The 13,319-nt window shown below is 70.2% G+C and carries 12 protein-coding genes and 1 pseudogene; 12 read left to right on the forward strand and 1 reads right to left on the reverse strand.

The genetic code is table 11. The features are described 5' to 3' along the window. The first annotated feature begins 2 nt into the window (after positions 1–2). Genes Sp245p_RS03620 through Sp245p_RS03630 form a run of 3 tightly spaced genes read left to right on the forward strand, consistent with a single transcriptional unit; the run spans position 3 to position 4,505 of the window. Positions 3–911, forward strand: coding sequence for a hypothetical protein (locus tag Sp245p_RS03620; protein ID WP_014241524.1), 909 nt, complete (start codon positions 3–5; stop codon positions 909–911). 10 nt (positions 912–921) lie between these two features. Further along, positions 922–2,703, forward strand: coding sequence for a lytic transglycosylase domain-containing protein (locus tag Sp245p_RS03625; RefSeq protein ID WP_014241523.1), 1,782 nt, complete (start codon positions 922–924; stop codon positions 2,701–2,703). A gap of 2 nt (positions 2,704–2,705) precedes the next feature. Further along, positions 2,706–4,505, forward strand: coding sequence for a hypothetical protein (locus Sp245p_RS03630; RefSeq protein ID WP_211114922.1), 1,800 nt, complete (start codon positions 2,706–2,708; stop codon positions 4,503–4,505). Here Sp245p_RS03630 and Sp245p_RS03635 read toward each other — a convergent pair. Further along, a complete protein-coding gene (locus tag Sp245p_RS03635; protein ID WP_041811257.1) occupies positions 4,502–4,714 on the reverse strand; it encodes a hypothetical protein in 213 nt (70 codons plus the stop codon). The genes Sp245p_RS03630 and Sp245p_RS03635 overlap by 4 nt on opposite strands. Positions 4,715–4,865: 151 nt before the next feature. Between Sp245p_RS03635 and Sp245p_RS03640 the strand changes: the two genes are divergently transcribed. The 9 genes and pseudogenes from Sp245p_RS03640 (at position 4,866) to terL (ending at position 13,259) form a co-directional block, all read left to right on the forward strand. Next, a complete protein-coding gene (locus tag Sp245p_RS03640; protein ID WP_014241520.1) occupies positions 4,866–5,351 on the forward strand; it encodes a glycoside hydrolase family 108 protein in 486 nt (161 codons plus the stop codon). A gap of 193 nt (positions 5,352–5,544) precedes the next feature. Continuing rightward, a complete protein-coding gene (locus tag Sp245p_RS36220) occupies positions 5,545–5,667 on the forward strand; it encodes a hypothetical protein (RefSeq protein ID WP_014241519.1) in 123 nt (40 codons plus the stop codon). Between the two features lie 140 nt (positions 5,668–5,807). Then, positions 5,808–6,032: pseudogene (locus Sp245p_RS03645) on the forward strand (phage capsid protein); the annotation flags it as partial. A 38-nt stretch (positions 6,033–6,070) separates the two neighbouring features. Then, entirely contained in the window at positions 6,071–6,340 is a 270-nt protein-coding gene (locus Sp245p_RS03650) for a hypothetical protein (protein ID WP_014241517.1), read from the forward strand. Between the two features lie 177 nt (positions 6,341–6,517). Continuing rightward, positions 6,518–7,087 (forward strand): phage connector family protein, encoded by a 570-nt coding sequence (locus Sp245p_RS03655; protein WP_014241516.1) that lies wholly within the window; start codon positions 6,518–6,520, stop codon positions 7,085–7,087. Then, positions 7,087–8,982, forward strand: a complete 1,896-nt coding sequence (locus tag Sp245p_RS03660) for a phage tail protein (protein WP_014241515.1) — start codon at positions 7,087–7,089, stop codon at positions 8,980–8,982. The genes Sp245p_RS03655 and Sp245p_RS03660 overlap by 1 nt, the downstream gene beginning before the upstream one ends. Next, positions 8,982–9,647, forward strand: coding sequence for a hypothetical protein (locus Sp245p_RS03665; protein WP_014241514.1), 666 nt, complete (start codon positions 8,982–8,984; stop codon positions 9,645–9,647). The genes Sp245p_RS03660 and Sp245p_RS03665 overlap by 1 nt, the downstream gene beginning before the upstream one ends. A 40-nt stretch (positions 9,648–9,687) precedes the next feature. Further along, positions 9,688–11,718, forward strand: coding sequence for a glycosyl hydrolase family 28-related protein (locus Sp245p_RS03670; protein WP_014241513.1), 2,031 nt, complete (start codon positions 9,688–9,690; stop codon positions 11,716–11,718). Further along, a complete protein-coding gene (gene terL, locus Sp245p_RS03675; protein WP_014241512.1) occupies positions 11,718–13,259 on the forward strand; it encodes a phage terminase large subunit in 1,542 nt (513 codons plus the stop codon). Before Sp245p_RS03670 ends, terL begins: the two co-directional genes overlap by 1 nt. Positions 13,260–13,319 lie beyond the last annotated feature (60 nt).

The raw sequence follows: 13,319 nt of genomic DNA on the forward strand, positions 1-13,319 counted from the left end.
CCATGGGCCTGTTCGACAGCCAGACCACGGTGAGCGGCAGCCCCGATTGGGCCACCGACTATCAGAAGCAGAACCTCAACATTGCCGGTCAGGTCGCGGCGCAGCCCTACCAGCAGTATGGCGGGGACCGGGTGGCGCAGAACCCCATGCTTCCCGGCCTCCTGCAATGGTCTCAGGGGATGATCGGCACCGCGGCCAACACGCCGGGCGGCTACAACACCGCGGCGGGGGTGGCCGGCTACAGGCCGGAGACGTTGGCCGGGAAGGACCTGTCCGCCTACATGAACCCGTTCACCCAGAATGTGGTGGACGCATCGGCGAACGAGATGCGTCGGCAGGCCGCCATGACGGATCAGCAGATCGGCGGGCAGGCCGGGCAGGCGGGGGCCTACGGCGGCGCCCGGCACGCGCTCCTCCAAGCGGAGAACACGCGCAACCTGAACGACCAGATCGGCAACATGGTGGCCGGCCTGAACCTGCAGAACTTCTCCAACGCCCAGAACCAAGCCGTCGGTGACATCAGCCGCGGTATGCAGGGTCAGGCGCTCAACCTGCAGGCCGCCGGCCAGATGGACCAGTCGGCGGCGGCGGATCAGGCCCGGCTGACCAGCGCGCTTGGGCTGTCGAACCAGCTCGGCCAGCAGCAGCAGCAGTACATGCAGGGCCTTTACGACACGAATTACCAGAACTGGCAGGACCAGCAGAACTATCCGCTCAAGCAGCTGCAGACGCGCATAGGGGCGCTGAACGGCAACATCCCATCGCAGCAAACCTATTTCTCGAACAGCGCCGCGAACGCTATTGGCCTTGGCCTTGGTGGCGCGAAGCTCGTTTCTGCGCTCGGTGGCATTGGCGGCATCAAAGACGGGATCAATTCCGGAATTGACGCCATTTCTGGTTTGCTCGGCTAAGGAGATTGCCATGTCCATTTTTGGGATTTTCGGTGATCCGGACACGGGCAACACCTCGCCCCTGCTCGGCGGATCGCTGCCTGACCCGTCCTCCTACGCCCTGGACGGCGGATTGCAGGCAATCGCCCCCCTCATGGGGCCGCAGCGCGCCCCGGTTGGAATTGGGCAGTTCGTCGCGGCGCTCGCGGGCGGGATGGGCGCCGGGCGGCGCGTGGGTGAACAGGATCGCCTGCGCCAACTCCTGTCCGCGTATCAGCTCCAGAAGAACGCCCGTGATGAACGCAAGGCCGCCGCCGCCGACGCGCAGGTGGAGACTGCGGCGAAGGATCTGGAGGGGCAGGGAAAAGCGCAGGAGGCTGCTTGGTTGCGGGCCGGCGGCGTGTCGGCGTTCAACGAGTTGATGAAGTCCCGGCTGAACAGCGACTGGATGCCGCTTGGGGGCGGAGCCTTCCCCGGCGCTCCGGGCCCGGTCGGCGGCGCCCAGTCCAGTGGCGGAACGGCGACGCAGCCGCGGGCGCCTCAGGTTCCTGCGGTGTTCCAGGATCTCCTGGCGCAGCACGCCGACCGCGCCAATCTCTCGCCGCAGCTTGTCGGATCCGTGCTGATGGCCGAGAGCGGCGGCGACCCGAATGCGGTGTCCGGGAAGGGTGCGCGGGGGCTGATGCAGATCATGCCCGGCACGGCCCGTGATCCGGGCTTCGGCGTCCAGCCGGCCCGCGATGCTTCCCCGGAGGAGAACATCCGCGTCGGCGTGGACTACCTCGCGGCGCTCAAGAAGAAGTATGGCGGGGACGAGCGGCTGGCCTTGGCCGCCTACAACTGGGGGCATGCGAACGTGGACAACTGGCTGTCCGCCGGCGCCGACCCCGCCAAGCTCCCGGCGGAAACCCGTGCCTATGTGGAGAAGGTGCTTGGCCCCGCCGCCGCGCCGGTTCAGGTGGCGGACGCCAGCGGCGACGGGTGGCGGCAGGTCTTCCACAAGGGCAGCGGGAAAATTTTCGAGATCAGCCCGGACGGCAAGAAGATGCGGGAGGCGCGCGACCCGCGGGCCGGTCTGTTCTCCGGAACTTCGGTTGAAGGACAGGCGCTGAACCAGCTGGTACAGAGCGGCCTTCTGTCCAAGGAGCAGGCGCTCGCTTGGGCGGCCGGGAAGACCGTGACCGGGCCGAACGGGCAACTCGACTTCATCACCCCGCAGTCGGCCCCGCGCGCCGATGCCAGCAATCCGTCGGGCGCCACCTCAACGCCCTCCGGGACTGCCCCCGCCATGACGACCGTCCGACCTGGGCAGCTCGCGCCGCAGGACAAGGAGGCCATTATGGAGGCGGACAAGGCTGCGGAAGCGGCTGATGGAGCAATCCGAGCCCTCAACGATGCCCTGGCGCTGAACAGGAAGGCATGGGGCGGGGCCATGGCTCCCGTGGCCCAAACTCTGGGGCGCACCGGCGTGGTTTTCCAGGAGGGCGGTCCAGCAACGACGGAGCTGGAGAACATCATCGGGACCCAAGCCCTTGGTCAGCTGAAGGCAATCTTCGGCGCGGCGCCGACCGAAGGCGAGCGGAAGATCCTCATGGATCTTCAAGGCTCCATCACCAAGTCCGCAGACGAACGCGAAGTAATCTTCAAGCGCTCGCTCGACGCGGCGCAAAAGCGGCTGGAGCGCGAGCGGGCACGGGCGCAGGCGCTGCGCAGCGGCACCTATTACACCGAAGGCATGCCTCAGCAGGCCGCCCCCCAGGCGGCCTCGGCGCGGGTCCTTCGTTTTGACGCACAGGGGAACCCGATCCAATGACCGTGCGCGCTGAACTGCATGACGGCACCGTTCTGGAGTTTCCGGACGGCACGTCGGACGAGGTGGTGTCGAACACCGTGAAGCGCCTGATAGGCGTCCAGCCGGCCACGCCCCAGCCCCCGGAGCGCAGCTTTGGGGAGGAGGCGTTGCGGAAGGCCGAGTTTGCCAGCCGTGGCGTCTCGGACAGCGTCTTGGAGACCATCGGCGCGATCCCGGATGCCATCTGGAGCGGCGCCCGTGCGCTCGGGCTACCGGCCCCGGAAGGGAAGGCCGCGGACACCCTGAAACAGGGGTGGAATGCCGTTGGCCGGACCCTCTCCGCCCCCCTCAACGCAGCCTTCCCCGGCGTGATGGATGGGCCGAAGACGACGGGCGACAAGCTCGTCTATGGGGCTGGGCGGGGCGTCGGCGATGCGCTCACCGTCATGGCCCCGGCGGCAGGGGCTGCCAAGGTCGCGCAGGCTGGCGGCCTCACGCGTGGCGTGGCGGAGGTCCTGGCCGCTCAGCCTGTCGTGCAGGCGGCTGCGGGCGCTGCCGGCGGTGGTGTCGGCGAGGCGACGGACAGTCCCTTGATGGGCATCCTCGCCTCACTGGCCGTGCCTGCGTCGATGGCCGGGGCGAGCCGCGTCGTGTCGCCCGTCCGGAACCAGCTCAACCCCGAGCAGGCCCGTTTGGCGGCGGCGGCGGCCCGCGAAGGCATTGAGTTGACCCCGGCGCAGGCCACCGGCAGCAAGCCGCTTCAGGCGATGGAAGCGGTCATGGGCACGCTTCCCATGACCAGCGGCCCGCAACGCGCCCTGGAGGCGACGCAGCGGGAGGCGTTCAACCGCGCGGTTCTGTCGCGGGCGGGCGTCCAGGCTGACCGGGCGAGCCCGGAGGTGCTGGACGATGCGTTCCGCGTCCTGGGGCGGCAGTTCGACGACTTGGCCCGCCGCACCACGGTCCAGGTGGACGACAAGCTGTTCAAGGAGGTGGACGCCGTGGCGAGCGAGTATGGGCGGCGCCTGCCGACCGACGTCGCCCCGGTCTTCCAGAGTTACGTGGACGACCTGAACGTTATGAGGTCGGCTATGGCCCCGCCGCCACCCGCCGGCTCCGGCGCCGCGGGCTCAGTGGTCCCGGCGTCCCAGACATCGACCGTCCAGATCCCCGGCGAAGCGTTCCAGAACATCGTGTCCGGGCTGCGCGCCCGCGCCCGGTCGGCGCAGAACAACCCGGCCCTGCAAACCGCGCTCGACCGGCTGGCCGATGCGGTCGACCGGACGATGGTGCGCAGCGCCACGCCGGAGGTGGCGAGCGCTTGGCGGCAGGCGCGCCGGAACTATCGCAACCTGCTGACCATCGACAAGGCGATGGCCGGCGGCACGCAGGCCGATCGGGCGGCGGGCGACATTGCGTTCGGCGCGTTTCGGCAGGCCGTGCGTCAGTCCGACCCCCGCGGGTTTGCGCGAGGGCGTGGGGAGATGAACGAGCTGGCGCGCATTGGCGACTTTCTCGGGGCCGCGCGCATCCCGACCAGCGGAACGTCCGAGCGCAACACGATGACCAACCTGCTCACTGGAGGCGGGCTGGGGGCGACCGGTGGCGCGTTGGCCGGTGGCGCTGATCCGCTGCTTTCCCTGGCCGTGGCTGGTGGCGCCACGGTTCTCCCCCGCGCCCTCCAGATGGCCTACAACAGCCCCGCCGGCCGGGCGTGGCTGACGAACCAGCTTGCCGCCGGAGCCGCTCCCGCACCCGGCTTGCTGGGGGCCGTGGCGCTGGGGCGCGAGAAGGACATTCGCGGGCTGCTCGGCGGACCTTAAGGCGACATGGACATGGACCGGGCGGCCTTCCAGCCGAACCGGAGCCACACATAGAGAAAGGTGGATGCCCACCCGGAGGAGAACCCGCCGACCAGCGCGATCAGCAGGGGGACTTTCGGGTTCGGGTCGTCCATGAAGACCCAATAGAGCCAGCAGCCAACAGCCGCTGAAACTGCGCACTGGGCGACTTCTCCGACCGTCACCTTCATCCGCTTCCCCATGGTGGTCCCCGCGAAGCTACCACGCCTGTTGTGATGTGGCGAGCCAGACGCAGGGCACAACCAGTGCCGCGACAACACTCCAACACCCGACCGACCAGGCGCCCGCGAGGCGCCTTTTTCATGCCCGCGAGGAGGCATCATGAGCACCTTCGACAAGGCCCTTGCCTTCGTCCTGGAGAAGGAAGGCGGGCCGACGATCACCGACGACCCGCGCGACCCCGGCGGCCTGACCCGCTGGGGCGTCTCCAAGCGCGCCTACCCGGACCTGGACATCCGCAACCTGACCCGCGAGCAGGCGGCGGCGATCTACCGCCGGGACTATTGGGACCGGGCCGGCTGCGGCAACCTGCCGGCGGGCGTCGGCGTCATGCACTTCGACACCGCCGTGAACCAGGGGGCGGGCACCGCCGCGAAGTTCCTGCAGCTCGCCGCGGGCGTCGAGGCGGACGGCAAGATCGGACCGAAGACGCTCGCCGCCGTGCAGCGCGCCCGGCCCGCCGATCTGCTGGTGGAGTATGCCGCCCGCCGCGCCGACCACTATGGGCGGCTGCCGCACTTCCCGACCTACGGCCTGGGCTGGTCCCGCCGGCTGGCCGCCTGCCTCGCCCTGGCCATCACCGCCTGACGAGCAGGATGCAACCGCTGATATGCGATCCGTTTTGGCGGAAACTCGGAGGAAATCGGGAGCGGTGACCAATTAAAACAGTGGCTTACACCCAGATTTAAGAGGTGAATCATCCCGCAAGGAACTCAGCACCACAAGTTGCGCCGCCCGGCATCCCGCCCGGCGGCTTTTTGCTGCCTGAAAGGAGGCACCCATGCCCATCGCCCACCGAAAGAAGCTCGCCCTCGTCGCGTTCGCCGTCGCCGCCGGCGCGGTCGACTACTTCGCCGGGACCAACTTCCTCCCCATGGCGCTCCAGGCTCTCATGGGGATGTGAGGGCAGGGGCGCCCCGCGCCCCGCTACCCCCGCTCCGCTGTCCAAGTATAACTGTGACGCGTCACAGTATCAGGCCGCATTTGGCGCGCGACTCGGCAACGCAAGCGGAACACAGCCTATAAAAAACAATCACTTAGGCGGGCACGCTGTGGATGCCCCATTCGGGCCTGAAGGCGGAGGGAGGCGTTCGGCTGTGCCACTGGTACCACAAGACGGCCATCGGCCACGCCTCCGGTTCCGACGTGAAGACGGACATCTCGTGGCACGGCGATCGGGCCGCGCATTTCGTGAACAACATGATGTCGCAGGGCGCCGGCCTGATCGACGCGGCGGGCGTCGTCACCATGCGCTGCCTGGAAGCCTGACGCCCTCCCTGCCGACGACCCGACCTGGAGTTTTCCCCATGGCCTATCTTCCGAAGGACCTGAGTGTCCTCGCCTACGCCAACGGCTTCACCCTGTGGCACTACACGACGCCGGACGCCGCCGCCCTGGTGGACAACAGCGGCTATTTCAACGGCGCGTCCGACCTGCTGCGCAGCGGCGATATGATCCTGGCCAACACCGGCACCGCCGGGACGCCCGCCGCCGGCGTCTTCGTGGTCGCCGCCAACGCGGCGGGGGTGGTGGACGTCACCAACCTGTCGCCCTTCGGCGCGTCCAACACGGACTGATGGACGTCGCACGATCTTCCCTCTCCCGCCCCGGGAGAGGGAAGGGGCCCGCGCAACGCGCGGGAAGGGTGAGGGTGCCAGCAACGGGCTGGCGCTCGATCTTTGCAACCACCCTTACCCGCCCGCTTCGCGGGCACCCTCTCCCGGGGCGGGAGAGGGCTTTGGAGGATCGATCCCATGGCATTGACGGCTATCGGGCTGTGCAGCCGCGCGCTCATCAAGATCGGGGCGACGGCGATCACCGCCTTCGACGCGGGCACCGCCGAGGCGGAGGTCGCGGGGGCGCTCTTTGAGCCGGCGCGCGACGCGCTGCTCTCCGCCAACGCCTGGAGCTTCGCCACCCGGCAGGCCCGGCTGGCGCGGCTGGCCGACGACCCGGTCGCCGATTACGGAGCGGCCTTCCAGCTTCCCGCCGATTTCCTGCGCGCGCTCGGCGCCGGGGCGGGCGGGCGGGGCCGCGGGCTCGACTACCGCATCGCCGGGCGGGCGCTGCACGCGGCGTCCGACGCGGTGGTGCTGACCTATGTCGGGCGCCCGGCGGAGGAGGACTTTCCCGCCTTCTTCGATCAGGCGCTGATCGCCCGGCTGGCCGCGGAGTTCTGCATCCCGCTGACCGAGAGCACGAGCCGGGCGGAGCTGCTGCAGCGGCTGGCCGAGAACGAGTTCCGCCGCGCCCGCCAGATCGATGCCCTGCAGGACAGCCAGCCGGGCTTCGAGGATTTCACCCTGATCGATGCGAGGGGCTGATGGCGCGGGTTCGTCAGGTGAAGACTAACTTCACGGCGGGGGAGATTTCCCGCCGGCTGCTCGGGCGCGGCGACCTGCGCGCCTATGACAACGGGGCGCTGGCGCTGCGCAACCTGTTCATCCACCCGACCGGCGGCGTGACGCGCCGCTCCGGCCTCGCCTTCGTCGATCCGGCCCGCGGCGACGGGCGGCTGGTCTCCTTCGAGTTCAACACCGAGCAGACCTATCTGCTGGTCTTCTCCGAGGGGCGGATCGACGTCTACGGCAACGACACGCCCATCGCCAGCGTGGAGGCCCCCTGGACCGCCGCCCAGCTTCTCCAGATCACCTGGACGCAGAGCGCCGACACGCTGCTGGTCTGCCACCCCGACGTGCCGCCGCGCAAGCTGACCCGCAGCGGCGCCGACGCCTGGGCGCTGACCGGCTGGAGCTACGTCGCAGAGGGGGAGTGGGTGGCGATGCCCTTCTACCGCTTCGCCGACCCGGCCGTGACGCTGACCCCGTCGGGCACCGACGGGCTGGTGACGGTGACCGCCTCCGCCCCGGTCTTCGACCCGAAGCAGGAGGGGGCCCGCCTGCGCATCCAGGGCAAACAGCTCCGCGTCGAGGGGGTGGTGTCGGCGACCCAGGTCACCGCGACGGCGCTGGAGACGTTGGCGGGAACCGCCGCGACGACGGCCTGGGACGAGCAGTCCTTCTCGCCGCTGCGCGGCTGGCCGGTGTCGGCGGCCTTCCACCAGGACCGTCTGGTCATCGGCGGGTCGCGCGACCTGCCCAACCGGCTGTGGCTGTCGCGCTCCGCCGACCTGTGGAATTTCGACCTGGGCACCGGGCAGGACGACGAGGCCATCGAGTTCGGCATCCTGTCCGATCAGGTGAACGCGGTGCGCGCCGTCTTCTCCGGGCGGCATCTCCAGGTCTTCACCTCGGGCGCGGAATACATGGTGTCGGGCGATCCGCTGACCCCGCAGAACATCCAGGTCCACCGGCAGACGCGCATCGGCTCCCCCGTCGACCGCTCCGTCCCGCCGCGCGACGTGGACGGGGCCACCCTGTTCGTGTCGCGCAACGGGCGGGAGATCCGCGAATTCCTCTACACCGACACCGAGGCCGCCTATCAGGCCAACGATCTGGCGCTGCTGGCCCGTCATCTGGTGGTGAGGCCGCGCGACCAGGATTACGACCAGGGCCGCCGGCTGATGTTCGTGGTGATGGAGGACGGCGCGCTGTGCGCCCTGACCGTCTACCGGCTGGAGCAGGTGACCGCCTGGACCCGGCTGGAGACCGATGGGGCGGTGCGCTCCGTCGCGGTGGTCGGGGACGAGGTCTACGCGCTGGTCGACCGCGCCGGGCGGTGGAGCGTGGAACGCTTCGACGACGCTTTGAACCTCGACGCCGCGCTGGTCGGCGACCATGAGGCCCCGACCGCGGTGTGGAGCGGGCTGGACCATCTGGAGGGGCGGACCGTCGCGGTGGTCGCCGACGGCACGGTGCGAGCCGACGCCACCGTCGCCGCGGGAAAGATCGTGCTCGACCCGCCAGCCCGCCACGTCGAGGCCGGTCTGCCCTACAGCCACCGCATCGAGCCGCTGCCGGTCAGCCTGCTCGGTCAGGCGGGCGGAACCGACGCGGTGCGGCTGGTCTCCGTCGGCTTCCGGCTGGAGGAGACGGCGGCGCTGCACGCGGACCTGGGGCGCGGCCTTCAGGAGCTGCCGCTGCACCGGACGGGGCCGCAACCGGCGGGCGGCGTTCCGGCGCTGGTTTCCGGGGACCGCAAGCTGCGGGCGCTGGGCTGGCGGCGCGACAGCGACCGGCCGCTGTGGAGCATCCGGCAGGACGCGCCGCTGCCCTTCACGCTTTTGTCCGTAACCATGGAACTGAGGGTGAACGACTGATGGGCGGAATCACGACCCTGGCCACGACGGCGCTGCCGCTGGCCAACGCCGTCGCCGACACGGTGGACCGTGTCTCCGGCACGTCGGACAGCGCGCGCCGCCAGCAGGCTGCCGACGAGCGCCGCTACGCCTATCAGGCGGAACAGCAGCGCCTGCAATGGCAGCGCGAGGACGAGCTGCGCCGCCAGGACCAGGAGCTTCAGCGCCAGAAGGAGGAGCAGGCCCGCGCCGAGGCGGAGCGGCAGCGCAGCCGCGAGATGGACTGGCTGGCGCAGAGCCAGAACCTGGCCGCCGAGCAGCTCCGCGCCGGGCAGGCCGCCACGCTGGCGGACAAGGAAGGGGACGCCCGCACGCGGCTGGCGCAGATGTCCGCCGCCGCGCAGTCCGACGAGCGGCGGCGCGTGGATGCCCTGCGCCGCACCGTGGCGCGCACCCGCGCCACGCTCGGCTCCAACGGGGTCAGCGCGGCGGATGGGTCCGGCGAGGCGATCCTGCTCGGCGTCGTCAAGGACAGCGCCGCGGAGCGCGGGGAGGCGGAGGGCACCGACCGGCTGAAGCGCGAGGCCATCCAGCAGGAGGTCGACAGCGTGCGGCGCCGCAACCTGCTGGAGCAGGCGCAGCTCGCCGAGCGCCAGCGGCTGGAGTTCATGAGCCGCTTCTACTGAACGCTTTCCTTCGATCCACGCAGCAGGAGGGGCGTAACCCATGCCCAGCGCAATCGACGTTCCGCGTGGCAACCCGCGCGTCCAGTATCTTGCCGACGGCGTGCAGGCGGACTTCACCTTCCCGTTTCCGGTCTTCGAGGACGGCGATCTTCAGGTCTTTCTGGGCGCGGCGCGGCAGACCACCGGCTATGCGGTGAGCGGTGCCGGGGAGACGGCGGGCGGCACGGTGGTCTTCGAAGCTCCGCCGGAGGCCGGGACGCCCGTCCTGCTGCGCCGCCGCCTGCCGATCGAGCGGATGAGCGATTTCCTGGAGAGCGGGCCGCTTCCGGCCTCCAGCCTCAACCGCGAGTTCGATCAGCTGACCGCCGCGCTCCAGCAGGTGGCCGGCGATCAGGAGCTGATGCTGCGCTACACCGACACCGACCTGCCGGCCTCCAACCGCTTGCCGGAACGGACGGTGCGGGCCGGCCAGCTCCTTGCCTTCGATACGGTGGGAAATCCCATTGTCCGTCCGCCGGTGGACGAGGAGGCGCTGTCCACCTTCGTCGCCCCCGGCGCCGGCGCGGTGCGCCGCCCGGTGCGGGAGAAGCTGGCCGACGTCCTGTCGGTGAGGGATTTCGGCGCGGTCGGCGACGGCGTCGTTGACGACACGCGGGCGATCCAGGCCGCGCTGACCAGCGCGGACGCCGTCCATGTGCCGCCGGGCACCTACCGGATCACCAACACGCTGACCGTTGGCTATGGCCAGACGCTGCACGGGGCGGGGCAGAGGTCGGTCATCGCCGGCGCCTCGGCCGCGTTCGACCTGATCCATCTGCCGGACGGCTACGCCACGGTGAGCGGCCTGCGGCTGGAGCGGGGCGACGCGGCGGTGAAGCTGTTCGGGCGGGACGGCCCCTGCGTGCACAACACGCTGAGCGACCTGACCATCTGGGACCCGCGGGTCGGGTTGCTGTTCGACGGGTACGCCGACCCCAACTGGCCCTGCTATTGGAACATGGTGTCGCGCGTGATGGTGGCCCGCCCGTCGCTGCACGGGGTGTGGCTGACCCGGACGGGGGAGGGCGACACGCCAAACGCAAACCGCTTTTCCATGGTGCGCGTCTATTCCCTGTCGGCGCCCATCGCCGGCTGCGGCTTCTTCGTGGAGCAGGGCAAGTACAACAACAGCTTCCAGGACTGCGAGGCCAACCTGTCGACCATGGCGCTGGCCTGCTTCCGCGTCGGCGCCAACACCGACAAGACGCTGATTCTGAACTTCTACGCCGAATCGCTGGGCGGCGTGCCCAACGTGCAGCTCGACGCCGGGTCGGTGGAGACGGCCATCGTCAATCTGCTGTCGATGTCCGCCGGCCCGGCCATCTACGACCTGTCGGGCGGCCGCTACACGGCGGTGAACGCTGGTTATCCGGAGAAGAACCGGCTGGCGCGCAGCCGCGTCTCCGAACTGGTCGTCGAAGCCCTGCGCTACGACACCGAATATGTGGAGCCGCAGGCCGGCGGGGTGGTCGCGCTGGACCTCGCCAGCTCCGTCTATCTGGTCAGCGCCTACAGCGGCGACGTGGAGCTTCGGCTGCCGGCGGCGGGGGCGGCCAATGGCCACGCGGTGACGGTGAAGCGGACGGACGCCTCCGCCCACCGACTGACCGTCACCGAAGACGGCGGGCCGGGACCGGACGGCCGGACGGTGGCGCTGGGCAACCGCTACGACTTCGTGACCATCGTCTCGAACGGGGCCGGCTGGTGGGTGGTGGCCGGCAACAACCGGCCGGGCAACGCCCATTTCCACGACCGGCCGGGCCTGTTCGAGCCGGACCTGAATCAGGCGCTGTATCTGGTCAGCGCCTTCAATGGCGCGGTCACGGTGCGGCTGCCGGCGCCGGGGGCGCTGCACGCGGTCGGGCGCACGGTGACGGTCAAGAAGGCCGACGTGTCGGGCAACCCGGTCACCGTCACCGTGCAGGGCGGTGGCGGGCCGGACAACGCTCCGGTGACTCTGGGCGCCACCGGCAGTGCGGTCACGGCGATGTCCAACGGCGCCGGCTGGCACATTCTGGGCCGGGTGGCGTGATGGAGGCGGAAACGCGCAAGAAGGGTTTCTTCGCCTTCGTCCAGGATTGGAACCGGCAATCGGAGCTGACCACCCCCCGCCACCATCTGCAGATCGCCGCGTGGCTGGAACGGCAAGCCGTCGGAGTCGGGTCTTTTGGCATCGGGCCGCGCCTGCTGCTGATAGCCTTCCGCGGGGCGGGCAAGTCGTCCATCGTCGGCCTGTTCGCGGCCTGGATGCTCTACCAGGACCCCAACCGGCGGCTGCTCGTCCTGGCGGCGGACCTGAAGCTGGCCAAGAAGATGGTGCGCAACGTCAAGCGCATCATCGAGCGCCATCCCGACACCCGCGGCCTGAAGCCCCCGGCGAAGGAGCGCGACCAGTGGGCGGCCGACCAGTTCACCGTGGTGCGGGCTCAGGAGTTGCGCGACCCCTCCATGGTGGCGGCGGGTGTGGGTGGCAACATCACGGGCAGCCGCGCTGACGTGGTGATCTGCGACGACGTCGAGGTGCCGCGCACCTCCGGCAGTCCGGGCAAGCGCGCCGACCTGCGCGAGAGGCTGGCGGAGATCGACTATCTGCTGGTGCCGGGCGGGGTGCAGCTCTATGTCGGGACGCCGCACAGCTACTACTCCATCTACGCGGAGGAGCCGCGGGCGGAGGCGGGCGAGACGCGGCCTTTCCTGGACGGCTTCGCGCGGCTGGTCCTGCCGGTCTACACCGACGGCCCGGACGGCCGGCGCCGCTACGCCTGGCCGCAGCGCTTCGGCGAGGCCCACGTCAACCGCATCCGCAAGACGACCGGTCCCAACAAATTCACCAGCCAGATGCTGCTGCAGCCGGTCAACGAGGCGGAAGGGTTCCTCGACCCCGACCGGCTGGGCCGCTACGACGGCGAGCTGGACTACCGGGAGTCGGCGGGGCGGGCGGTGCTGACGCTGAACGGCCAGCGCATGGCCTCGGCCTCCTGCTGGTGGGACCCGGCCTTCGCACGCCCGGCGGCGGAGGGCGGCAAGCTTGGCGATTCCAGCGTCGTCGCCGCGGTGTTCGGCGGAGCGGACGGGCGCTTCTACCTGCACCGCGTGCTCTACCTGTCGGTGGACCCCGGCGATCCGGACACCGAGGCGGAGCAGCAGTGCCTCCAGGTCGCCCGCTTCCTGGAGCGGCATCACCTGCCGGCGGTCCATGTGGAGATCAACGGCATCGGACGCTTCCTGCCCGGCCTGCTGCGCAAGGCGCTGCGCACGGAGAAGGTCGGCGCCGCCGTGGTCGAGGAGGCGAGCCGCCGGGCCAAGGCGCTGCGCATCCGCGAGGCGTTCGACGCCCTGCTGGCCGACCGCCGGCTGCTCGCCCACGCCGCGGTGTGGGACACGCCCTTCATTCGCGAGATGCGGGAATGGTCGCCGGACGCACGCTACGCCGGCCGCGACGACGGGCTGGACGCGGTGGCCGGCGCGCTGTCCTGCGAGCCCTTCCGCTTCGACCGCCAGCCGCTGCCGGGCCGCAAGCCGGACTGGCGCGCCGTTGCGGCGCCGCCCCCGGTGGGGGAGTGGGACGTGTGACCATTCCCGCGAAGTCCCGTGGTTCGACGGGCCGCCTTCCCTGAGCGGAGGGCGGCCCTT

The organism is Azospirillum baldaniorum (assembly GCF_003119195.2).
GTDB classification, from domain to species: domain Bacteria; phylum Pseudomonadota; class Alphaproteobacteria; order Azospirillales; family Azospirillaceae; genus Azospirillum; species Azospirillum baldaniorum.

Excerpts from the sequence above, each read along its gene's own strand:
- Sp245p_RS03670 (WP_014241513.1), top strand. The coding sequence starts at position 9,688 with ATGCCCAGCGCAATCGACGTTCCGCGTGGCAACCCGCGCGTCCAGTAT.
- Sp245p_RS03660 (WP_014241515.1), top strand. The coding sequence starts at position 7,087 with ATGGCGCGGGTTCGTCAGGTGAAGACTAACTTCACGGCGGGGGAGATT.
- Sp245p_RS03625 (WP_014241523.1), top strand. The coding sequence starts at position 922 with ATGTCCATTTTTGGGATTTTCGGTGATCCGGACACGGGCAACACCTCG.
- Sp245p_RS03650 (WP_014241517.1), top strand. The coding sequence starts at position 6,071 with ATGGCCTATCTTCCGAAGGACCTGAGTGTCCTCGCCTACGCCAACGGC.
- Sp245p_RS03620 (WP_014241524.1), top strand. The coding sequence starts at position 3 with ATGGGCCTGTTCGACAGCCAGACCACGGTGAGCGGCAGCCCCGATTGG.
- Sp245p_RS03640 (WP_014241520.1), top strand. The coding sequence starts at position 4,866 with ATGAGCACCTTCGACAAGGCCCTTGCCTTCGTCCTGGAGAAGGAAGGC.
- Sp245p_RS36220 (WP_014241519.1), top strand. The coding sequence starts at position 5,545 with ATGCCCATCGCCCACCGAAAGAAGCTCGCCCTCGTCGCGTTCGCCGTC.
- terL (WP_014241512.1), top strand. The coding sequence starts at position 11,718 with ATGGAGGCGGAAACGCGCAAGAAGGGTTTCTTCGCCTTCGTCCAGGAT.
- Sp245p_RS03635 (WP_041811257.1), bottom strand. The coding sequence starts at position 4,714 with ATGAAGGTGACGGTCGGAGAAGTCGCCCAGTGCGCAGTTTCAGCGGCT.
- Sp245p_RS03655 (WP_014241516.1), top strand. The coding sequence starts at position 6,518 with ATGGCATTGACGGCTATCGGGCTGTGCAGCCGCGCGCTCATCAAGATC.
- Sp245p_RS03665 (WP_014241514.1), top strand. The coding sequence starts at position 8,982 with ATGGGCGGAATCACGACCCTGGCCACGACGGCGCTGCCGCTGGCCAAC.